This is a genomic window from Bradyrhizobium sp. Ghvi (assembly GCF_900115265.1).
Lineage (GTDB): Bacteria > Pseudomonadota > Alphaproteobacteria > Rhizobiales > Xanthobacteraceae > Bradyrhizobium.
The window spans coordinates 201,698-222,551 of record NZ_FOVU01000009.1 but is presented as its reverse complement, the minus strand read 5'-3'; the positions used below and the strand labels follow the sequence as shown (position 1 = coordinate 222,551).

19 protein-coding genes and 1 pseudogene are annotated in these 20,854 nt (G+C 62.5%); 5 read left to right on the top strand and 15 right to left on the bottom strand.

What is annotated here, in order from left to right; genetic code table 11:
- Nucleotides 1–36: 36 nt before the first annotated feature.
- Nucleotides 37–738: a fumarylacetoacetate hydrolase family protein gene (locus BM374_RS29130; protein ID WP_092300495.1), complete on the top strand. Its 702-nt coding sequence runs from the start codon at nt 37–39 to the stop codon at nt 736–738.
- Between the two features lie 63 nt (nt 739–801).
- Here BM374_RS29130 and BM374_RS29125 read toward each other — a convergent pair whose 3' ends face one another.
- The 8 genes and pseudogenes from BM374_RS29125 to BM374_RS29095 all read right to left on the bottom strand — a co-directional run bounded on the left by BM374_RS29125 (nt 802) and on the right by BM374_RS29095 (nt 9,874).
- Entirely contained in the window at nt 802–2,142 is a 1,341-nt protein-coding gene (locus tag BM374_RS29125; RefSeq protein ID WP_092300492.1) for an MFS transporter, read from the bottom strand.
- Between the two features lie 149 nt (nt 2,143–2,291).
- Entirely contained in the window at nt 2,292–2,750 is a 459-nt protein-coding gene (locus BM374_RS29120; protein ID WP_092300488.1) for a YybH family protein, read from the bottom strand.
- 33 nt (nt 2,751–2,783) lie between these two features.
- Nucleotides 2,784–3,713, bottom strand: coding sequence for an aspartyl/asparaginyl beta-hydroxylase domain-containing protein (locus tag BM374_RS29115; protein WP_092300485.1), 930 nt, complete (start codon nt 3,711–3,713; stop codon nt 2,784–2,786).
- A 141-nt stretch (nt 3,714–3,854) separates the two neighbouring features.
- On the bottom strand, nt 3,855–4,010 hold the full coding sequence (locus BM374_RS38805; protein WP_177248595.1) for a hypothetical protein: 156 nt from the start codon (nt 4,008–4,010) through the stop codon (nt 3,855–3,857).
- A gap of 85 nt (nt 4,011–4,095) precedes the next feature.
- Nucleotides 4,096–5,555 (bottom strand): annotated as a pseudogene (locus BM374_RS29110) (flavin-containing monooxygenase).
- A 159-nt stretch (nt 5,556–5,714) separates the two neighbouring features.
- Nucleotides 5,715–7,136, bottom strand: coding sequence for an adenosylhomocysteinase (ahcY, locus tag BM374_RS29105; protein ID WP_092300482.1), 1,422 nt, complete (start codon nt 7,134–7,136; stop codon nt 5,715–5,717).
- 124 nt (nt 7,137–7,260) lie between these two features.
- Entirely contained in the window at nt 7,261–8,457 is a 1,197-nt protein-coding gene (metK, locus tag BM374_RS29100) for a methionine adenosyltransferase (protein ID WP_092300479.1), read from the bottom strand.
- 61 nt (nt 8,458–8,518) lie between these two features.
- Nucleotides 8,519–9,874: a hypothetical protein gene (locus BM374_RS29095; protein ID WP_092300476.1), complete on the bottom strand. Its 1,356-nt coding sequence runs from the start codon at nt 9,872–9,874 to the stop codon at nt 8,519–8,521.
- Here BM374_RS29095 and BM374_RS29090 point away from each other — a divergent pair.
- The 3 genes from BM374_RS29090 (at nt 9,767) to BM374_RS29080 (ending at nt 12,935) form a co-directional block, all read left to right on the top strand.
- Complete coding sequence (locus BM374_RS29090) at nt 9,767–11,110, top strand: caspase family protein (protein WP_244552721.1); 1,344 nt, start codon at nt 9,767–9,769, stop codon at nt 11,108–11,110. The two genes, BM374_RS29095 and BM374_RS29090, sit on opposite strands and share 108 nt — an antisense overlap.
- 164 nt (nt 11,111–11,274) lie before the next feature.
- A complete protein-coding gene (locus BM374_RS29085) occupies nt 11,275–11,472 on the top strand; it encodes a DUF3311 domain-containing protein (protein WP_092300473.1) in 198 nt (65 codons plus the stop codon).
- Nucleotides 11,469–12,935: a sodium:solute symporter family protein gene (locus tag BM374_RS29080; protein WP_210188601.1), complete on the top strand. Its 1,467-nt coding sequence runs from the start codon at nt 11,469–11,471 to the stop codon at nt 12,933–12,935. The genes BM374_RS29085 and BM374_RS29080 overlap by 4 nt, the downstream gene beginning before the upstream one ends.
- Before the next feature lie 82 nt (nt 12,936–13,017).
- Here BM374_RS29080 and BM374_RS29075 read toward each other — a convergent pair whose 3' ends face one another.
- The 6 genes from BM374_RS29075 to BM374_RS29050 all read right to left on the bottom strand — a co-directional run bounded on the left by BM374_RS29075 (nt 13,018) and on the right by BM374_RS29050 (nt 18,927).
- Complete coding sequence (locus tag BM374_RS29075) at nt 13,018–14,136, bottom strand: cobalamin-independent methionine synthase II family protein (protein ID WP_092300470.1); 1,119 nt, start codon at nt 14,134–14,136, stop codon at nt 13,018–13,020.
- 80 nt (nt 14,137–14,216) lie between these two features.
- Nucleotides 14,217–14,933: an ABC transporter ATP-binding protein gene (locus BM374_RS29070; RefSeq protein WP_092300467.1), complete on the bottom strand. Its 717-nt coding sequence runs from the start codon at nt 14,931–14,933 to the stop codon at nt 14,217–14,219.
- Nucleotides 14,926–15,681: an ABC transporter ATP-binding protein gene (locus BM374_RS29065; RefSeq protein ID WP_092300464.1), complete on the bottom strand. Its 756-nt coding sequence runs from the start codon at nt 15,679–15,681 to the stop codon at nt 14,926–14,928. The genes BM374_RS29070 and BM374_RS29065 overlap by 8 nt, the downstream gene beginning before the upstream one ends.
- A complete protein-coding gene (locus BM374_RS29060; protein ID WP_092300461.1) occupies nt 15,678–16,706 on the bottom strand; it encodes a branched-chain amino acid ABC transporter permease in 1,029 nt (342 codons plus the stop codon). The genes BM374_RS29065 and BM374_RS29060 overlap by 4 nt, the downstream gene beginning before the upstream one ends.
- A gap of 8 nt (nt 16,707–16,714) precedes the next feature.
- On the bottom strand, nt 16,715–17,584 hold the full coding sequence (locus tag BM374_RS29055; RefSeq protein ID WP_092300458.1) for a branched-chain amino acid ABC transporter permease: 870 nt from the start codon (nt 17,582–17,584) through the stop codon (nt 16,715–16,717).
- Between the two features lie 164 nt (nt 17,585–17,748).
- Nucleotides 17,749–18,927 carry an ABC transporter substrate-binding protein gene (locus tag BM374_RS29050; protein WP_092300455.1) on the bottom strand — a complete coding sequence of 393 codons (1,179 nt, stop codon included), beginning with the start codon at nt 18,925–18,927 and terminating at the stop codon, nt 17,749–17,751.
- 576 nt (nt 18,928–19,503) lie between these two features.
- Here BM374_RS29050 and BM374_RS29045 point away from each other — a divergent pair.
- The gene (locus BM374_RS29045; RefSeq protein ID WP_092300452.1) at nt 19,504–19,797 is read left to right on the top strand and encodes a hypothetical protein; all 294 of its coding nucleotides are present in this window, start codon (nt 19,504–19,506) and stop codon (nt 19,795–19,797) included.
- A 74-nt stretch (nt 19,798–19,871) separates the two neighbouring features.
- Here BM374_RS29045 and purU read toward each other — a convergent pair whose 3' ends face one another.
- Complete coding sequence (purU, locus tag BM374_RS29040) at nt 19,872–20,735, bottom strand: formyltetrahydrofolate deformylase (RefSeq protein ID WP_092300449.1); 864 nt, start codon at nt 20,733–20,735, stop codon at nt 19,872–19,874.
- Nucleotides 20,736–20,854: the final 119 nt, after the last annotated feature.

The window sequence follows — 20,854 nt, the reverse complement described above, 5'->3', positions numbered from 1 at the left end:
AGTTCCCTCACCCACCAAGAGCAGCGAGATCGCTCCATGAACGCCGCCTCCTACGTCATCCCGCTTCCGCCCCAGGCTTCGCTTCCCGTTGTCGGCGAGAGCGGCCGCTATCCCGTGCGCCGCATCTGGTGCGTCGGCCGCAACTATCTCGAGCACATCCGCGAGATGGGCAACGACGAGCGCGCTCCGCCGTTCTTCTTCGCCAAGCATGCCGACATGCTGGTGCCCGATGGCGCCACCATTCCCTATCCGCCGCTGACCAAGGATCTGCATCACGAGGTCGAACTGATCGTCGCGATGAAGAGCGGCGGGCTCAACATTCCCGCCGACAAGGCGCTCGACCACGTCTACGGCTATGCCGTCGGCATCGACCTCACCCGCCGCGATCTCCAGATCGCCTCGCGCAAGAAGGAGCGCCCGTGGGAGATCGGCAAGTCGTTCGACGGTTCCGCCCCCTGCTCCGCGATTCAGCCGGCCTCGAAGATCGGTCATCCCGCCAAGGGCAAGATCTGGCTGACGGTCAACGGCAAGGAAGCGCAGAAGGGTGACCTCACCGAGCTGATCTGGAACGTGCCGGAAATCATCTGGCAGCTCTCGCAGCAAGTGAAGCTTGCCGCCGGCGACATCATCATGACCGGCACGCCGGCCGGCGTGTCGCAGCTTCAGGTGGGCGACAAGCTCGAATGCGGCGTCGACGGGGTCGGCACATTGAAGGTGTCGATCGGCCAGCCGGAGTAAGGCTGAGCTCCAGTCACAGAAAGCAAAAGGCCCCGGGTACGCGTCCGGGGCTTTTTTGCACCCTCACACTCGCCGCTCGTGCGCGCCCACCGCGTTGATGTCCTTGCCGGTGTAGTCGGTCATCATCGCGGTGGCGACCAGCGTCATGACTGCGCAAATCGCGATGTAGACCGCAATGGCGGTCGCAGAATGGAATGTGCCGAACAGCCAAGTAGCGATCAGCGGCGCCGGACCGCCGGCAATCACCGATGCGAGCTGATATCCGAGCGAGGAGCCGCTATAGCGCAAGCGGCCGGTAAAGCTCTCGGCGATCAAGGCGGCTTGCGGCCCATACTGCATGTCGTGCGGGATCAGGGACAGGATGATGGCCACGAAGATGATGGCCAGCGATCCCGTATTGAGCATCGCGAAATAGATGAAGCCGAAAATGCCCGTCGCCGCAGCGCCGAGCATGTACATGTTCTTGCGGCCGATCCGGTCTGAGATGTGGCCGCACAGCGGGATCGAGACAAACGACAGCACCGAGGCCGACAGCACCGCAGTGAGCAGGAAGTCGCGCGAAACGTGCAAGGTACCGATGCCATAAGAGAAGACGAAGGCGGTAAAGATGTAGAACGGTGCCTGCTCCGACATGCGCGCGAAGGCGGACAGCAGGATCTCCTTCGGATAGTCCCGGATCACGGTCAGCATCGGCGTGCGGTCGACTTGACGCTCGGCCACAAGCTTCGAGAACACCGGCGTTTCAAGAATGCCGAGCCGGATATAAAGGCCGACTGCGACCAGGATGATGCTGAGCGCGAACGGAATGCGCCAGCCCCACGCCAGGAACTGGTCGCCCGCCATCTGGCTGAACGCCAGCACGGCGAGATTGGCGAGGAACAGGCCGCAAGGCACGCCGAATTGCGGCCACGACGCGATCAATCCTCGGGATTGGTCATTGCGGGCCCATTCCATCGACATCAGCACCGAGCCGCCCCACTCGCCGCCGACGCCGACGCCCTGAACGAATCGCAGCACGGTCAGGATCACGGCGCCCCAGATGCCAATGCTGGCATAGGTCGGCACCACGGCAACCGCGGCGGTCGCCAGTCCCATCAAAAGCAGCGTTGCGATCAAGGTGGATTTGCGTCCGATGCGGTCGCCATAGTGACCAAAGATCGCCGCGCCGATCGGGCGCGCGACGAAGCCGACCGCGTAGATCGCAAATGCTTCCAGCGTGCCAACCCAGGGATCGGAGTTCGGAAAGAACAGCTTTGCGAACACCAGGCCCGTGACGGTGCTATAAAGAAAGAAGTCATACCATTCGATCGCGGTCCCGATCGTGGAGGCGATCACGGCGCGACGAAGCTGTCGCTGATGCTCGGATACAGTGAGTTGGGTGGAGTCGAGGCCAAGTGTTGCCATGGGAATGCTCCCTCGGACAGGCCCCCGCTCGCGGGTTTTCATCGGTTGTTCGTTGCGGAACAAACGAGGTTGGGTTCCAAGAGTTCCAGCCGGACCCGAACAAGGGGTAAAACTTTAGTCGGTCGCCAAAACCGCCTGTGACTGCATTCCTACCACGCCTTGACCGGCCGGTTGGCGTGAGACGCCTGCGGCACACCGCGATTGAGTGACATGTGCGAATGCACGCACAGCCAGCCATCGGCACTCCTGGCAAACACCATGGTCGCACGGCCCGGCCGTGAGAACGCGCTGCCATCGGGATGATAGCCCGTGCTCGTCCATGGCGCGATCACGGTCGCCATCGTGCCGTCGGACGAGGCCAGGATCGAAGCCTGCTCAAGGACAAAGCGGAAGTCGGTCGTCTTCGGCCAGACGTTGTTCCATTGCGTCGAGACCCATTGGTCGAGGCCGGGTATGACGTCGTTGTGCGTGCCGAAGGCGAGCACGTCGGGATGAAAGAGCGGCCTCGCCGAGGCGTAATCGACCTCGCGCACGTAGCCGGCGAAGGTCTCGAGCCACTGACGGAGGGATTGATCCGTCTCGCTGTCAGCGGCCGGCAACGAGGTCATTCCCCTACTCCAGATACGTTCCAACTACGCCGATCACTTCAGCGCTGAAAACACGATCAATCCGAGAACCAGCGCCGTCAGCGAGTATTTCAGCGTGTAGTAGACGTTGCGGTTCCACTCCTTGATCTTGCGGCTGCCGAGATGGATCTCGTAGAGCTTGCCGAACACCTTGTTGAGCACGCCTACATTCTCACCCTCGACGTTCTGAGTTGCGGATGCCTTGACAATGTGATGGCTGACCCAGCGGTTGATCGCGGTCATGAAGCCGAACTTCATCGGGCGCTCGACGTCGCAGAACAGGATGATCCGATTGACGTCGGTCGCATTCTCCGCGCTGTGAATGAACGTCTCGTCGAACATGAAAGCTTCGCCGTCACGCCAGACGCATTCGACCCCGTCAACGAGGATGCGGCACTTGTTCGAGTTCGGCGTAACCAGGCCGAGGTGATAGCGCAGCGAGCCGGCGAAGGGATCGCGGTGCGCGCCGAGCTTGCCGCCGGGCGGCAGCATTGCGAACATCGCGCCATGCACGCTCGGGATTGATTTGAGTAGCTCTACCGTCTTCGGGCACAACGTGTTCGCCGAGGGCAGGAAGTCGTCGTACCATTTCAGGTAAAAGCGCTTCCAGCCGCTCTTGAAGAACGAATAGAACCCCCAATCGTTGTTTTTGGCCGCCGCGCGGATAAAGCCTTCATCGAACAGGCGGACGGCCTCGTCGCGGATCGTCTCCCAGTTCTCGCTGAGCGGCTTCAACTCCGGAAACTGCTCGACCGAGATCACGGGCTTGTTCGGCACGGCCGAGCCCGCATACATCAGCACGTTGTAAGGTGCGAGATAGGTCGAGTGGTCTCCGAGCTGGCGCGCGAAGCGCAACCGCTGCTTGCCCCGGAAATGAACATAGATGGTCGATGCCGCAAGCACATACAGAATGACGAGTTGCGGCGCAAAAAGCTGTTTCAGCATTTCCCCAATCCCAAGTGATCCAGCCGGGATGTCGTGTAACCCGACCTTACCCCAGCAGCAAGCTATTCACCGGTGGGTTGCAATCACGCTGGAGGGAGCCAACCGGCCGGGAACCCGGGGGAAACCGGCAAAAAGGGCCAATTACGCCCGCGATAGGGCCTGGAGACCCTTGAAGGTCAGACGCTTGGGATCGGTGACACCCGCGAGATAGAGCTGGCGGATAAAGGCAACCACAGCCGTGCGGTCGCAATCGGTCAGCGCGACGACGGCGTCGACCGCGATCTTCTGGGCTTCCATTGGGCTCACCTCGGCCTTGCGAGTAACCCGGCCGGGACAGGCTAGGACTCATCCGTTAATCCGGCGTTAACCGTTCGGAGTGTGATCAGGAATATCGCATCACGCCGTCATCGATCCGGCCGAAGCGCAAGGAGACGATGTCGAGGGCATAATTCTGATAGAGCCGCCAAGGCCGCTTCGAGCCCTGCTTCGGCAGTTTTGCGACCGAGCGCTGCACATAACCCGAGGTGAAATCAAGCGAGGGCTGTGCGGTGATGTCAGCGTCGTCATTGTGCGGCATGCACTGGCGGAAATTGTGCCGGTCCATGTAGTTGATGAGCCGACAGACATACTCGCAGGTCAGGTCGCATTTCAGCGTCCATGACGCGTTGGTGTAACCGAAGGCCGAGGCCATGTTGGGCACGTCGGCGTACATCATGCCCTTGTAGGTCAATGTGTTGGCGAAATCGACGGCACAGCCGTCGACGCTGACCTCGAGACCGCCGACGACCTGGAGCACAAGGCCCGTCGCCGTCACGATGATGTCGGCCGCAAGCTCGCTGCCGTCCTTCAAACGGATGCCATCGTGGGTAAACGTGTCGATCTCGTTGGTGACGACGGCGGCGCGCTTTTCGCGGATCGCCCTGAACAAATCGCCGTCGGGCACGAGGCAGAGCCGCTGGTCCCAGGGATTGTAGCGCGGCGTGAAATGAGTGGCGATGTCGTAATCCGGCCCGAGCGCCATACGCACGCCGCCCAGGATGAGATTCTTCACCTTATCGGGCCGTCGCCGGCTCAACTGGAAGAAGAACATCCCCCACATCACATTGCGCCAGCGGATCAAATGATAGGCGAGCCGCGCCGGCAGGTTGCGGCGCAGTTTGTTGGCAACGGGGTCCTGCGCCGGACGCGACACCACATACGTCGGCGAGCGTTGCAACATGGTGACCTGCGCCGCTTTCCTGGCGAGCTCCGGCACCAACGTCACTGCGGTCGCACCCGAACCGATCACGACCACGCGCTTGCCCGCATAGTCGATATCCTCGGTCCATTTCTGCGGATGCACGATCTGGCCAGCGAAATCCGCGACGCCCTTGAATTCCGGTGTGTAGCCCGCCTCGTATTTGTAGTACCCCGAGCACATGAACAGGAAATTGCAGGTGAGGTGCACGAGTTCCGTCATGCCCTCCCCGGTCGTGCGCTCGACCTCGACGGTCCAGCGCGCCTCAGGCGTCGACCACGCTGCGCGCTTGACGCGATGGCGGAAGCGGATGTGCTTGTCGATTCCGTTCTCTGCCGCGGTCTCGCGCACATAGTTCAGGATCTGCGGCCCGTCCGCGATCGCTTTCGGATCGGTCCACGGTTTGAAGGAATAACCGAGCGTGAACACTCGCTGTCGGAGCGGATGCCCGGATAACGAAACAGGTCCCAGGTGCCGCCGATACAGTCGCGCCCCTCCAGAATGATGTAGCTCTTGTCCCGGCACTTGGTCTGGAGATGATAACCCGCGCCGACGCCTGATAGCCCGGCGCCGACGATGAGCACGTCGAAATGTTCCGGTTGCATGATTTCCTCCGCCGCCGAGGATTGTCCGCCCGCCACCGCTGGCCGTCAATTGGCAATCAGGCGTGCAGCAACCGCAAAGCGAGGTGAATTCCATGCGTCGAAACAACAAAGCCCCGGATCGCTCCGGGGCTTTGCGTCAATGTCGGCCGAACCGGCGGCTCAGTAGCGGTAGTGGTCCGACTTATACGGGCCTTCCTGCTTCACGCCGATATAGTCGGCCTGGTCCTTGCGCAGCTCGGTGAGCTTGACGCCGATCTTAGCGAGGTGCAGGCGCGCAACCTTCTCGTCGAGCGTCTTCGGCAGCACGTAGACCTTCTTCTCGTACTTGCCGTCCTTGTTGTTGGCGAAGAGCTCGATCTGCGCCAGCGTCTGGTTGGTGAAGGACGCCGACATCACGAAAGACGGATGGCCCATCGCGTTGCCGAGGTTCACGAGGCGACCTTCCGACAGCATGATGATGCGGTGCTTGTCGGGGAATTCGATCTCATCCACCTGCGGTTTGATGTTGGTCCACTTCAGATTGCGCAGAGCCGCAATCTGGATCTCGTTGTCGAAGTGGCCGATGTTGCAGACGATGGCGCGATCCTTCATCGCGCGCATGTGCTCGATGGTGATGATGTCCTTGTTGCCGGTCGCCGTGACGAAGATATCGGCGCGGGGCGCGGCGTCTTCCATGGTCACGACCTCGTAGCCTTCCATCGCCGCCTGGAGCGCGCAGATCGGATCGACTTCCGACACCATCACGCGGCAGCCGGCCTGACGCAGCGAGGCGGCCGAGCCCTTGCCGACGTCGCCGAAGCCCGCGACCATCGCGACCTTGCCCGAGAGCATGACGTCGGTGCCGCGGCGGATACCGTCGACCAGCGATTCACGGCAACCATAGAGGTTGTCGAACTTCGACTTGGTGACGCTGTCGTTGACGTTGATCGCGGGCCACAGCAGCGTACCGGCCTTCTGCATGTCATAGAGACGATGCACGCCCGTGGTGGTCTCTTCGGAAACGCCCTTGATGCTCTTGGCGATTCCGGCGAAATACCCCTTCGGCTTCTCCTTGAGCTGCTTCTTCAGCAGCGCAAAGAAAACTTCCTCTTCCTCGGAGCCGGGCTTGTCGAGGAACGCAGCGTCGCCGTTCTCTGCGCGCAGACCGAGATGGACGTACATGGTGGCGTCACCACCATCGTCGAGGATCATGTTCGGGTGACCGCCGCCGTGCCAGTCGAACAGCTTTGCGGTGTAATCCCAGTATTCGGTCAGCGTCTCGCCCTTGACGGCGAAGACGGGAATGCCGGCTGCCGCGATCGCAGCGGCAGCATGGTCCTGCGTCGAATAGATGTTGCAGGAGACCCAGCGAATGTCGGCGCCGAGCGCGGCGAGCGTCTCGATCAGCACGCCGGTTTGGATCGTCATGTGCAGCGAGCCGGCGATACGCGCGCCCTTCAGCGGCTGTTTCGGGCCGTACTCCTCGCGGGTGGCCATCAGGCCGGGCATCTCGGTCTCGGCAAGCGAGAGCTCCTTGCGGCCGAAATCGGCGAGCGAAATGTCCTTGACGATGTAATCGGTGAAGCCGGGCTTCGCGTTCATAGGGGGGTCCTGTTTGTTTGGCTCGTCATTCCGGGGCGCTCGTGAAACGAGCGAACCCGGAAATCCGGCGGTTCGAAATTCCAGGTTCGCCGCTGTCGCGGCGCCCCGGAATGACGCAAGAAAACTAGAGCGCGCGCTTGAGCGGCTCGACGAGGTCGGTCTTCTCCCAGGAGAAGCCGCCCTCGTTGTCGGGCGTGCGGCCGAAATGGCCGTAGGCCGAGGTACGCGCGTAGATCGGACGGTTGAGGTCGAGATGGCTGCGGATGCCGCGGGGCGTCAGATCCATCGCCTGCGCCGCCGCCTTCTCGAGCTGGTCCTCCGACACCTTACCGGTGCCGTGGGTGTCGATGTAGATCGACAGCGGCCGCGCCACGCCGATGGCGTAAGCGAGCTGCAAGGTGCAGCGATCGGCAAGACCGGCAGCCACGATGTTCTTGGCGACGTAGCGCGCAGCGTAAGCTGCCGAGCGGTCGACCTTGGTCGGATCCTTGCCGGAGAACGCGCCACCGCCGTGCGGGGCCGCGCCACCGTAGGTATCGACGATGATCTTGCGGCCGGTCAGCCCAGTGTCACCATCAGGACCGCCGATGAAGAACTTCCCGGTGGGGTTGATGTGCCAGATCGTCTTCGGCGTGATCCAGTCCTTCGGCAGCGCCTCGCGCACATAGGGCTCGACGATGTCGCGGATCTGCTTGGACGAGATGTCCTCGATCAAATGCTGGTGCGACACCACGATCTCGCGCACACCAACCGGCTTGCCGTTCTCGTACTGCACGGTGACCTGGCTCTTGGAGTCCGGGCCCAGCACCTTCTCCTTGCCGGAGTGACGGGCTTCCGAGATGAGACGAAGGATCTTGTGAGCGTAGAAGATCGGCGCCGGCATCAGGTCCGGCGTCTCGTTGGTGGCGTAGCCGAACATGATCCCCTGGTCGCCCGCGCCCTCTTCCTTGACTTCGCCCGGCTGCAGCGCATCGACGCCCTGCGCGATGTCGGCCGACTGCGGGTGCAAGAGGATCTCGATGTCGGCCTTCTGCCAGTGGAAACCCTCCTGCTCGTAGCCAATGTCCTTGATGGCTTCGCGCACGACGCTTTCGATCTGCTCGTTGGTCACCGATTTCGGACCGCGGGTCTCGCCGGCGATCACCACCTTGTTGGTGGTCGCGAGCGTTTCGCAGGCGGCGCGGATCTGCCACGGGTCGATGCCGGCTTTCGGCCCTTCGCGGTAGAACAGGTCGACGATTTCGTCGGAGATCCGGTCGCAGACCTTGTCCGGATGGCCTTCGGACACGGACTCGCTGGTGAAGAGATAGGACGCGCGCATCAAGAAACCCCTTGTTCCACCGCTGCCGGCGGACGTTTGCGATGTTTACTGTTGGATTATGTCAATCACGCCGGCGCGAGATGACGTAGGATTCGTCGAGAAACCAAAGCCCGTTGTACTTTCGCAGCACATCCCTGGCGGCATCCAGAGTGCGGCCGTTTTGAGTCATATCTGTCAACCGGTCGTCCTCAATCTGAGCGACATACACCGCCGCATTCCACGCTGCAAAGGCCGTCGAGGTGCCGATCGTACCTGTCACCTCGTTGGGCAGCGCTTCCATATCATACCTGAAGATCGAACGGTTATCCGCGTAAGCATTAAAATTTAGGTCGCGGCCCAACGATCCGAGCTCGTACTTAACGGCGCGCAATAGCTCATGACGGCTCACCGAGAAAGGATTTTCTCCGGGCCAGATGGCCTGGATCATTTCCATGCCGGGATCGTGACCATGGGAGTGGATACCGATCAGGCGGCCGCCCGGCCGCAAGGCCCGTGCCAGGGGTGCAATGATCCGCTTGGCCCGGAAGTTGACGGAGGACAGGGCCCGGTATGGTTGGGATGCAATGACGAGGTCGAAATTCGCCTCGGTCTGACCCGGCCGCGGAATGGTCGAATCAAGCAGGAATCGGTGGTCCTCGCGATAAAGCACGAGAACGACCGGCCGCTCATACAGCGGCATGGCCGTGCGTGGGCTGATCGCGGCACGCCAGTTCTGCTCCAGAAACGGCCGCAGCTCGGCAATCTGCTGCTCGAACTCGCCCGACGAGGCGCCCCGCAGCGGGACCTCGTGCCACACCGTGGCGGCGGCGGCAGCCGGCGACGCCGGCGTCAGCCAGGGTGCCTCCGAGTAGAACATGTTGGTGAAGACGAAAACCGATGCCGGATGCTCGAAAATGCGATCGGGCACCTTCTCCAGCGACAGGCGTAGATCTTCGAGGCTGAGCTCCTTGCCCGCGACGTAGAACGGCATGTGGGGATAGCGCTGGTGCGTGGCGCGGAGCACCCGCGCCAGCACCGTACCGTCGCCGACCCCGGCGTCGAAAATGCGCAAAGCCGGCGGGCGTGGATGGATGGTGGCAAGCTCCAGCGCAACCCGGTCGGCGATCACCCGCTTCTCGCTGCAGGTGTGGACGAACAGCAGATATTTCTGCCGGTTCTCGAAGAAGCGGAAATTACCTCGTGGATCGCGCTTTTCCGGGGGCACCTGAAGCCCACGCGGAGGTGGCAGGCCGCCGGTCGTCGAGGCGGCGATATAGGCCTGGATCCGCTCCAGCGTGTCGATAGTGATCCGTTTGCCCTCGCGCAGGCGGTGCACGAGCTTCCCATCGTTCACCGCACGCCGGCCGAACGTCGATTCCGCCATGTCCGCCTTGCGGCAGAACTCCGTGATTTGGCTCAGGATTTCGTCGTTCTTCATGGGTGGGATGTTGGTGGGCAGAAAAATTGGGACTTCCCTTCTAGCAAATTCTGCCCACTGGGGGAATACGGCGCGCTCGCGGACATCAATCAGGCGATCCGGCTCGATCCGACACTGCCGCAGCCGCTGATCAACCGCACTGCGATCTGGCGCGCGAAGAACCATCTCGACCGCGCCATTGCCGACGGCAGCGAGGCGATCCGGCTCGCCAAGGACAAGCCGCCGGTCAACATCATGACGCCGCCGAACAGCGTGCTGATCTCCGCCTATACGCATCGCGCGCTGGCCTATGAGGCCAAGGGCGACTATGCACGCGCAAAGGACGACTACAACGCCACGCTGGCGATCGTGGCGTCCGACGCGGGCAGCAAGGCCAATCAGGCCACCGCAAAGGTGCGGTTGTCATTGGTGAGCGATGCAGCCGCGCCGATCCCGCGTGATGCGCCCTCGCAGATGACTCCCGTGCCGCAGCAGACGGGTGCTGCATCGCAGCCCTCGCCTGCACCCGCCATTCGCGGCACCCGCATGGCGCTGGTGATTGGCAACGGCGCCTACGCGCATGTGAAGGCACTCCCCAATCCGCCCAACGACGCACGCGCCGTGGCAAAAAGCCTGCGCGACATTGGCTTCATTGTGTCGGAGGGCGTCGATCTCGACCGCGCCGCGATGCAGAAGATGACGCGCGATTTTCTGCGCGAGGCGGCACGGGCACAGCTGGCATTGGTCTATTACGCCGGCCACGGCGTGCAGATCGACGGGCGCAACTATCTCATTCCTGTCGACGTCGAGCTCAAGGCAGGCGGCAGCATGACGGAAGCGATGATCGAAATGGATACGATCATGGCCGGTCTCGACGATCAGGTCCGCACCAACATTCTGATCTTCGATGCCTGCCGCAACAATCCAATGGCGCAGCAGGTCGCAAGCGCCGGCAGCAGCCGCGGCATCGAGGGCACATCTGGCCTCGCTGCGCCGTCAAGCCTCGGATCCGGTGCAACGCTGGGAGCCGGCACGCTGATCGCATTCGCGACCGCGCCGGGCCAGGTCGCGCTCGACGGCGAAGGCGCCAACTCGCCATTCTCCGCCGCGCTGTCCCGCCACCTCGGCACGCCTGGGCTGGAGGTGCAACAGATGCTGACACGCGTGCGGGCGGAGGTGGTCTCGGCCACGAAGAACAAGCAGGTGCCGTGGTCGAACTCATCGCTACTGGGCGAAGTTTATCTGGCGGAGAAGTAAGGGTGGCGATTGTGCCACCACGTCAGGATCGAGAGGCCATCCGCCGCACACTTGTTGTCATCGCCCAGCTTTGACCGGGCCCGAACGCTTCCCTAGCAATTGGTAGCAATCAGGAACTTTCACAAAAGGCATCGGTTCTCACCGTGAACAAGAGTCTTTTGTCCATGCGCAATATCCGCTGGATTGCCATTATTCCGTTCCTCGCGCTGATTATCGGCCCGTTCTTCGTCAATCGGGTGGATCCACTGATCCTCGGCCTGCCGTTCCTGCTGGCCTGGATCGTGGTGTGGATCCTGATCACGTCACTCATCATGGCCGTGATCTACGCGGCCGATCCCGCCAACCGGGGGAATGAGTCGTGAACGGCGCGCTGCCCTTCATTGCCGCCGCCGCGCTGCTGGCGCTTGCGCTGGGCTTTCTCGCCCGTCGCGGCAAGGACATGAGCCTGGAACAGTGGACCGTGGGCGGGCGCGGCTTCGGCGCGATCTTCGTGTTCCTGCTGCTCGCCGGAGAAATCTACACGACCTTCACCTTCCTCGGGGGCAGCGGCTACGCCTACGGCAAGGGTGCCCCAGCTTATTACATTCTCTCCTATGGCACGCTGGCCTACGTGCTGTCCTATTTCATGCTGCCGCCGATCTGGCGCTATGCCAAGGAGCACCGGCTCTACTCCCAATCGGACTTCTTCGTGCGCAAATACGATAGTCCGACACTGGGTGTCATCGTCGCGATCGTCGATATCGTGGCGTTGATCCCCTACCTCGTCCTTCAGTTCAAGGGGCTCGGTATTATCGTCGAGGTCGCCGGCTATGGGGCGATCTCCTCCACCGTCGCGATCTGGACCGGCGCAATTGTCGTGGCCGCCTATGTGATGGTCTCAGGCGTACACGGCTCGGCCTGGACCGCGGTCGCCAAGGATCTCTTGATCCTCATCGTCGTCATCTTCCTGGGGATGTACTTACCCCATCACTATTACGGCGGGCTCGCGTCGATGTTCTCGGCGATCGAACAGGCGAAGCCAGGATTCACCGTGCTGCCGCCGCACGGCGAAAGCCTGTGGTGGTTTTCCTCGACCGTGCTGCTCACGGCGCTCGGATTTTACATGTGGCCGCATAGCTTCGGCTCGATCTATACGGCCAGAAGCGCCAGGGTCATACGCAAGAACGCGATCGTGCTGCCGCTCTATCAGCTTATCCTGCTGTTCGTGTTTTTCGTCGGCTTCGCAGCGATCCTTCAGGTTCCCGGGCTCAGTGGCCCGAACATCGACTTGGCTCTGTTCAAGCTCTCCGTGAAGACATTCGACCCCTGGTTTGTCGGTGTGATCGGCGCGACCGGTGTGCTCACTGCGCTGGTGCCTGGATCGATGATCCTGATGACTGCAGCGACCTTGATCGCCAACAATCTTTACCGCGCCCTTGATCCGTCGGCTGACGATCGAAGAGTGTCTCTGATGGCACGGCTCCTGGTGCCGGTGGTGGCGCTGGTTGCCGTGTTCTTCACGTTGAAGGGCGGGGAGACCATCGTGGCGTTGCTGCTGATGGGCTACAGCCTGGTCACTCAGCTCTTTCCATCCTTGGTGCTCAGCCTCGCACAACGCAACATCGCGACACGCGAAGGCGCCGTGGCGGGCATTGTCGCCGGCGTAGCCACGGTTGCCGTCGTCAGCCTGACTGGCGCGAACTTTCACAAGCTGCCATGGCTGCCGCCGGAGATTCAGGATCTCAACATCGGCATTGTCGCGCTGATCTTGAATTTCATCGTGCTGATCGTGGTGAGCGCCGTGACCCGGCAGGCGGCGGAGCCTGCGCGGGTTGCCGCAGAATAGCACGACGCGGTGATCTACCCTTCGGTTCTCATCACGCCGCCGGGATGCCCGCCTTCGCGGAGCATCCCGGCCACATGGCAACTTAATTGCCCCACACTTCCTTCGCGATCTCCACGGCGAGGCTGAGCTTGGCCCATTGCTCTTCCTCGGAGAGGACGTTGCCCTCTTCCGTCGAAGCAAAGCCGCATTGCGGCGATAGCGCGAGCTGCTCCAGCGGCGCGAACTTGGAGGCTTCCTCGATACGGCGCTTGATGTCGTCCTTCTTCTCGAGCTCGCCGAATTTCGAGGTAATGACGCCGACCACGACGACCTTATTGCCCTTGGGCAAGAAGCGGAGCGGCTCGAAGCCGCCGGCGCGATCGCTGTCGTACTCCAGGAAGTAGCCGTCGTAATTGGTGCCGGCGAGCATGGTCTCGGCCACGGGCTCATAGCCGCCCGAGGAAATCCAGGTCGAGCGGAAGTTGCCGCGGCAGACATGCGTCGTCACCACCATGTCGGCGGGCTTCTCGGCCAGCGCGTAATTGATGATGCGGGCGTAGATCTGCTGGAGACCATCCGGATTGTCGCCGCGCTCACGCGCCTTCTGCAATTCGTCCTGCGAGCAGAGATAGGCCCAGACGGTATCGTCGAACTGGAGATAACGGCAGCCGGCATCGTAGAACGCCTTCACCGCCTTGCGATAGGTCTTGCCGAGGTCCTCGTAGAAGGCGTCGAGATCGGGGTAGACGTCCTTGGAGATCGACTTGCGGCCGCCGCGGAAGTGCAGCACCGCCGGCGAAGGGATCGTCATCTTGGCGGTGACGTGCGCCTGGTCGGCATACTTCTTCAAGAAGCGGAAGTGGTCCAGCATCGGGTGGTTGTCTGGGAAGTCGAGCTTGTCGATCACCCGCACTGCGTCATGGCGGGTCTGCACGCCCGCGAACTGGATGCCGGTATCGGGATGAAACAGCTCGCAGCCGGTGAGCTTGGCCAGGAAGTCGAAGTGCCACCAGGATCGGCGGAATTCGCCATCGGTCGCCAGTTTCAGGCCGATCGAAGCCTGCTTGTGCACGACCTTCTCGATCTCCATGTCCTCGATCTTGCGCAGATCGTCGGCCGAGATCTCGCCCTTCTCGAGCTTTGCGCGGGCTTCCTTGATCTTGGCGGGGCGCAGGAGGCTGCCGACTTCGTCGGCGCGGAAGGGGGCTCTGGTTCGCTGCATTCTTAACTCCCGTGTAGTTTCTATAGCGTTGTCGAGCGAGGTGGGTACCGGCTCGCGTGGAAGAAAACGCGTCAGACGAGTTAGTGGGCCGCCGCCCCTGCGACTCCGAGATGACGCTCCAGGACCGATGGGTCGGCCTTCAGCGCTGCGCTCGGGGCATCATGGACGATCGTTCCGCGCTCCAATATCACAACGCGGTCGGCGAGCCCCAGAATCTTTTGGGCATTCTGCTCGACGATGATCGAGCAGATGCCGCCGGCCCGGGTGATGGTACCGATCGCCTTCAGCAGCTCCTCGACGATGATGGGGGCGAGGCCCTCGGTCGGCTCGTCCAGCAGCAGGACCTTCGGGTTGAGGGTCAGCGCGCGACCGATCGCGAGCATCTGCTGCTCGCCGCCGGAGAGCTGATTGCCGAAGTTGCTCCGCCGCTCCTTGAGCCGCGGGAACATCTCATAGACCATCTCGACCGTCCAGGGACCGGGTTGCGCCACCGCGGTCATGTTCTCCTCGACCGTCAGCGAGCGGAAGATGTTGCGCTCCTGCGGCACCCAGCCGATTCCAGCGCGCGCCCGCTGGTCGGGTCGCATGGTCGTGACGTCGGTGCCGGCAAGCCCGACAGTCCCGGAGAAGCGGCGGGTGACGCCGACGATCGAGTTGATCAAGGTGGTCTTGCCGGTGCCGTTGCGCCCGAGCAGCGCGAGCACCTGCCCCTCGGCAAGGTGCAGGGACATGTTGGGAAGCACCACGGCCTCGCCATAGCCGGCGCGAAGAGACTCGATTGCGAGCAGGTCAGACATTGACCGCCTCCTCACCGAGATAGACTGCCTTCACTTGCGGATCGCGCGCAACCTGGTCGGGCGGCCCTTCGGTCAGCAGCGCGCCGGAGACCAGCACCGAGATGCGGTCGGCAAAGGAGAACACGAGGTCCATGTCGTGCTCGATCAGCAACACGGTGACGTCGCGCGGCAGCGCGCCGACCACCGCGAGAATGTCGTGGCGCTCGCTCTCGGGCACGCCAGCAGCGGGCTCGTCGAGCAAAAGGACGCGCGGTTTGGCGGCGATCGCAACTGCGATCTCGAGCAGACGCTGCTTGCCGTAAGGCAGCGTCACGGTCTGGTCGTTCATGATATCGAGCAGGTGGAAGCGCGTCAGGAGATCGGCGATCTCGTCATTGACGTCGCTCCGCGTGCCCATTCGCCGCCACCAGTCGCCGCCATGGCCGAGCCGCTCGGAGACGGCAAGACCGACGGTTTCGAGCGGCGTCAGGTCCGGATAGAGCTGGTTGATCTGGAAGGTCCGCGACAGCCCCCGCAGCACGCGCTTGTGCACGGGCAGATCGGTGATGTCCTGGCCTTCGAGCAGGATGCGTCCGGAGTTCGGCTTCAGCACGCCGGTCAGCTGGTTGATGACGGTGGTCTTGCCCGCGCCGTTCGGTCCGATCAGCGCATGGCGGGCGCCCTGCTCGATCTTGAGGGAGAGATCGCGGGTGACGCGCAGGCCGCCGAACTGCTTTTCGAGGTTCTGGGTTTCGAGCGCGATGGTCATGCGTCGCTCTCCGGCACGGCGACGACGGCCTTGCGGCCCCCAACCTGCCTGATGATCAGGTTCGGCACATACAACACCCACCGATGCAGGCGCTGGCGGCCGACCAGCACGATCACGACCAGCACAAGGCCGATCCAGAATTGCCAATATTGCGGGGTGATGGTGGAGAAGACTTCCTGGAGCATGCGGAAAATCACGGCGCCGATCAGCCCGCCATAGAGATAGCCGGTGCCGCCGATGACGAGCACCAGCATCAGATCTGCCGAGCGGTCGAAGGCGAACACATCGAGTGAGGCGATCGCGGTGGTCTGGGTAAACAGCGCGCCCGCAATGCCGCCGTAGAACGCGGCGAGCGTGTAGATCGCGATCAGCCGGCGATTGACGGGGATGCCAATCGCAGCCGCCCGCAGCGGATTGTTCTTGATCGCCCGCAGCGACAGGCCGAACGGCGAATGCACGATGCGGCGGGCGAGCAGGAACAGCACGAACAGCACGGCCAGCGAATAGAAGAAACCAGCCTTGCCGAACATGTCGAACGGGATCGCGCCGAGAATCGGCTGCATCTCGATGCCTTGCAGGCCGTCGGTTCCTCCGCTGATGTTCGAGAAGCGCTCGGCGAGCGCCTCCAGCAGCAGCGCGATGCCGAGTGTGACCATCAACCGGGTCAGGTCGACGCCCCGAATAACGAGGAAACTGGTGGCAAAGCCGAGCACCATCGCTGCAAGGCCCGCGGCGATCAGCGCCAGCACCGGCTCGTTGATGATGCCGTGCAGAGCTAGCAGGCCCGCGGCATAGGCACCGACACCGAAGAAGGCGGCATGGCCGAGCGAGACGATGCCGGCATAACCGAGGATGAGATCGAGCGACATCGCAAACAGCGCCAGCCGCAGGATGTCGGTCATGATCAGATAGCGCGTGGGAAACAGAAAGCCGCAAGCAAGCACGACGAGCCAGAAGGCGGCCTCGGCATAGCGCCAGCGCGCCTGCCGCTGAGCGTGAAACCCTACGTCGGACGAAGCGCTCATCGGCAAACTCAACGCGCGGCCGTGCGGCCGAACAGGCCGTTCGGGCGCCAGATCAGGATCACGATCATCATGGTGTAGATCACGAAGGGGCCCATCTTCGGCACGTAATATTTGCCGGCAACGTCGCCGATGCCGAGCAGGAGCGAGGCCAGAAACGGGCCGGTGATCGAGGACGAGCCGCCGACGGTGACGACGATCAGGAAGTAGATCATGAACTTCAGCGGGAAATACGGATCGAGGCCGAGGATCTCGGCGCTTAGTGCACCGCCGAGGCCGGCGAGACCGCAGCCAAAGGCAAAGGTGAAGGCGAATACCTGCGGCACGTTGATGCCGAGGCCGCTCGCGGCACGGGGATCATCGACCGCAGCGCGCAGGCGGCTGCCGAAGCGAGTCTTGGCCAGCACCATCTGCAGGCCGATGGTGAGCAGGCCGCAGATCACGATGATCATCAACCGGTAGCGGCCAATGCCGACGCCGAGCAGGTCGAACTGCCCCTGCAGCGCGGCGGGCAGGTTGATGAACACGCGCGACGAGCCCTGAATGTAGTCCACGGCCGCGACCGACATGAAGGCCAAGCCGATCGTGAACAGCACCTGGTCGAGATGGCTGCGCGCATAGAGATGCCGGTAGAGCGTGCGCTCGAGCACGATACCGATCACCGCGGAGGAGACGAAGGCGAGCGGCAGGGCCGCGAAGAACGGCCAGCCGTGCTGATTCACCAGCAGCATGCAGACATAGCCACCAGCCATGGCGAAGGCGCCGTGGGCGAGATTGACGAAGTTCATCAGGCCGAGCGTGACCGCAAGCCCGCAAGCCAGCACGAACAGCAGCATGCCGTAAGCCACGCCATCGAACAGGTTGGTGAGGATTGAGGTCATCGTCCCGGTCTAGATTGGGTGTCATGGCCGGGCTTGTCCCGGCCATCCACGTTCTTGTCTGGCCTTGCGTGGATGCCCGGGACAAGCCCGGGCATGACGCTGGAGCGGCCGGCGAGATCCAGGATACGCGCTAAGCGCGTTCCGGGATGACGCGCTTTCGCGCGTCACTTCTTGGTCTTGCCGAGATCCTTGACGGCTTCAAAGGTCTGGAACTCGACGTTGTAGAGCTCGCCGTCGACCTTCTCCACCTTGCGGATATAGACGTTCTGGATGATGTCGCGCGTCTCCGGATCGATCGAGATCGGACCGCGCGGGCTCTCCCACTTCTGCCCCTTCATGGCTTCGACCAGCTTGGTGCCGTCGGTATCGCCATTGGTCTTCTTGAGCGCCTCGTAGATCAGGTGGATGCCGTCATAGCCGCTCACCGCCATGAAGCCCGGACGATTGCCGAAGGCCTTCTTGTAGGCGGCGACGAAGTCCTTGTTCATCTGCGAGGGATGCGCCGCCGAATAGATGTGCGCGGTCACGGTCCCAAGCACGGCGTCGCCCATGTTGTTGAGGAGGTCGTCGTCGGTGACGTCGCCCGGTCCGATCACTTTGATGCCGGCCTTGTCGAGGCCGCGCTCGGCATACTGCTTCATGAAGTTGCCGCCCTGGCCCGCCGGCACGAACACGAAGATCGCGTCGGGCTTGGCATCTTTCATGCGCTGCAGGAACGGCGCGAAGTCTGGGTTGGCAAGCGGCGTCTTGACCTCTTCGACCACCTGGCCGCCACCGGCGGTGAAGTGCTCCTTGAAGAAGTTGAGCGCGTCGTTGCCCGGCGCGTAATCCGAGGTCAGCGTCGCCACTTTCTTGATGCCGTTCTTCACGGCCCAGTCGCCGATGATGGTCGAGGACTGCGCAAGCGTGAAGCTGGTGCGCACGATGTAAGGCGAGCGCTCGGTGATGATGGAGGTGCCGGCTGCCATGACGACTTCCGGAATCTTCGCCTGCGTTGCCAGCGGCGCGGCCGCGAGCGCTGCCGGTGTCACGCCGAAGCCGCCGATGAAATTGACCTTCTCGTTGACGATCAGTTCCTGCGCCGCGGTCTTGGTCTTGTCCGGGATCGCCGCGTCGTCCTTGACGATGATCTCGATCTTCTTGCCGGCGACGGTGTCGCCATTCTGCTGCATGTAGAGCTTGATCGCGTTCTCGATCTGCTTGCCGGTCGAGGCCTGGCCGCCGGTCATCGGAAGGATCAGACCGACCTTGACGGTGTCCTCCGCGTTTGCCGGGGCGAGGCCCGCAACGCTTACGACGACAGCCGCGGCTGCGGTGCGTGAAAAGATTCTGCGATCGAACATCAGATGTCCCTCCCCATCATTCCTGACAAATTGTGCGCCGGACCGAGTCCCCGGTCCTTGCCGCGCTCTGAACCTACGGACAAGCCATGCCGCGCGGCCACATGGCGTCCTCTGCAACCCCGTTGTCAATCGGACGTTGGGCGACCATTCGGTGCAAGCCGCGCGATCGACCCACCGCGAAGGCGAGATTTGTACGATTGTACAAATAAAAAGTCCGTGTCAACAAGGAAAGCCGTTCGCCGGACGGGACGGCCTGTCGCCAGTTCATGCAGCACCCTAGGAGCGTCCGACGGCGGCGTGGCTGGAGAAAACCGCCTCTCCTTTGCAGAATTCGAACATGCGCCGGAGGCGACGTTGAATTGATCCGCCCGGCATCTTCATCTGCATACGCGATGTATACTTTATTGGCTGAAGGAAGCCAACTCACGGCAGATTAGCTTATTATATTACCTTTTATGTATACACACGAAACCGCCGTCGAATAGGCCAATTTTACCGATTGAGGACTAGAGTGACGCCGCTGCGTCCATCGGGCGCCCCACCATTCGCGCTCCGGTCCAGTTCGACCCAGAAGATATGCTCATGCGATTCCGTTCGCCTATGATCGCTGCCGTCGTTGCCTTGCTGGCTTGCAGCCTTGCTGGCTGTGGCACCGTCAACGAGAAGCTTGCGGCTGGCATGGGCGACTACGTTCCGCAATGGGCCGGCGGCCTGCCGGCGGACGCGCCGCCCCGGCCGGGCACGCCGCAATACGACGCCTACATGAAAGAGCGCGAGCGCAAGCGGCTGATGCCGGCGGCCGATCGGGAGAAAGAAGAGCAGGCGCAGAAGGGCGCCACGGGCTCCGCGTCGGGCAACGCGGTGCATTGAAGCGGGCGAATTGGCGAATAGGGAGTGGCGAATGAGGCCCCCTCTTCTATTCGCTACTCGCCACTCACTATTCGCTAATCCACAAACACCACAGTCTTGCGGCCGTTGAGGATGACGCGGTCGTCGAGGTGATAGCGGATCGCACGCGCCAACACGCGTCGCTCGATATCGCGGCCCTTGCGGACGAGGTCCTCCGGCGTATCGCGATGGCTGATGCGTTCGACGTCCTGGTCGATGATCGGGCCTTCGTCGAGATCGCGCGTGACGTAATGGGCGGTGGCGCCGATCAGCTTCACGCCGCGCTCATGGGCCTGGTGATAAGGCTTTGCGCCCTTGAAACCCGGCAGGAACGAGTGATGGATGTTGATGCAGCGCCCCGACAGTTTTGCCGACAGGTCATCCGACAGGATCTGCATGTAGCGGGCGAGCACAACGAGATCGGTGCCGGTCTTGGCGACGAGTTCGAGGATCTGCGCCTCCTGCTCCTTCTTGGTCTCCTTGGTGACAGGCAGATAGTGGAACGGGATCCCGCCGAAATCGAGCCCGGCATAGACCTCGCGCGGATGGTTGGAGACGATCGCGGCCAGCGTCATCGGCAATTCGCCGGTCCGCCACCGGTAGAGGATGTCGACCAAGCAGTGGTCGGACTTCGACACCAGCAGCATCACCTTGCGATGCGCAGCGCGGTCGCGCATCTGCCAGTCCATGCCGAAGCGATCGGCGATCGCGGCGAAGCCGGTCTGGAGCGCAGACAGTTCCACAGCGAGATCGGCCGCAGTGAACACCACGCGCATGAAGAATTTCTTGGTCTCGACATCGTCGAACTGCTGGGCGTCGAGAATGTTCTGTCCGGAGTTCGCCAGGAAGGTCGACACCGCCGAAACGATGCCGGGACGATCAGGACAGGACAGGGTCAGAACGTATTGATGATCGGGCATGACTCTTGACGAAGGTTTGTGCAGCGGTGCGCGGGACGAGGGGCGATTTGCGACCTCGTCTAGCACCGACGCGACCCTTGCGCCAATCCCGGCGACGGAGTCAGGATGAACGGACGATT

Excerpts from the sequence above, each read along its gene's own strand:
- BM374_RS29130 (WP_092300495.1), top strand. The coding sequence starts at position 37 with ATGAACGCCGCCTCCTACGTCATCCCGCTTCCGCCCCAGGCTTCGCTT.
- BM374_RS29125 (WP_092300492.1), bottom strand. The coding sequence starts at position 2,142 with ATGGCAACACTTGGCCTCGACTCCACCCAACTCACTGTATCCGAGCAT.
- BM374_RS29120 (WP_092300488.1), bottom strand. The coding sequence starts at position 2,750 with ATGACCTCGTTGCCGGCCGCTGACAGCGAGACGGATCAATCCCTCCGT.
- BM374_RS29115 (WP_092300485.1), bottom strand. The coding sequence starts at position 3,713 with ATGCTGAAACAGCTTTTTGCGCCGCAACTCGTCATTCTGTATGTGCTT.
- BM374_RS38805 (WP_177248595.1), bottom strand. The coding sequence starts at position 4,010 with ATGGAAGCCCAGAAGATCGCGGTCGACGCCGTCGTCGCGCTGACCGAT.
- ahcY (WP_092300482.1), bottom strand. The coding sequence starts at position 7,136 with ATGAACGCGAAGCCCGGCTTCACCGATTACATCGTCAAGGACATTTCG.
- metK (WP_092300479.1), bottom strand. The coding sequence starts at position 8,457 with ATGCGCGCGTCCTATCTCTTCACCAGCGAGTCCGTGTCCGAAGGCCAT.
- BM374_RS29095 (WP_092300476.1), bottom strand. The coding sequence starts at position 9,874 with ATGAAGAACGACGAAATCCTGAGCCAAATCACGGAGTTCTGCCGCAAG.
- BM374_RS29085 (WP_092300473.1), top strand. The coding sequence starts at position 11,275 with ATGCGCAATATCCGCTGGATTGCCATTATTCCGTTCCTCGCGCTGATT.
- BM374_RS29075 (WP_092300470.1), bottom strand. The coding sequence starts at position 14,136 with ATGCAGCGAACCAGAGCCCCCTTCCGCGCCGACGAAGTCGGCAGCCTC.
- BM374_RS29070 (WP_092300467.1), bottom strand. The coding sequence starts at position 14,933 with ATGTCTGACCTGCTCGCAATCGAGTCTCTTCGCGCCGGCTATGGCGAG.
- BM374_RS29065 (WP_092300464.1), bottom strand. The coding sequence starts at position 15,681 with ATGACCATCGCGCTCGAAACCCAGAACCTCGAAAAGCAGTTCGGCGGC.
- BM374_RS29060 (WP_092300461.1), bottom strand. The coding sequence starts at position 16,706 with ATGAGCGCTTCGTCCGACGTAGGGTTTCACGCTCAGCGGCAGGCGCGC.
- BM374_RS29055 (WP_092300458.1), bottom strand. The coding sequence starts at position 17,584 with ATGACCTCAATCCTCACCAACCTGTTCGATGGCGTGGCTTACGGCATG.
- BM374_RS29050 (WP_092300455.1), bottom strand. The coding sequence starts at position 18,927 with ATGTTCGATCGCAGAATCTTTTCACGCACCGCAGCCGCGGCTGTCGTC.
- BM374_RS29045 (WP_092300452.1), top strand. The coding sequence starts at position 19,504 with ATGCTCATGCGATTCCGTTCGCCTATGATCGCTGCCGTCGTTGCCTTG.
- purU (WP_092300449.1), bottom strand. The coding sequence starts at position 20,735 with ATGCCCGATCATCAATACGTTCTGACCCTGTCCTGTCCTGATCGTCCC.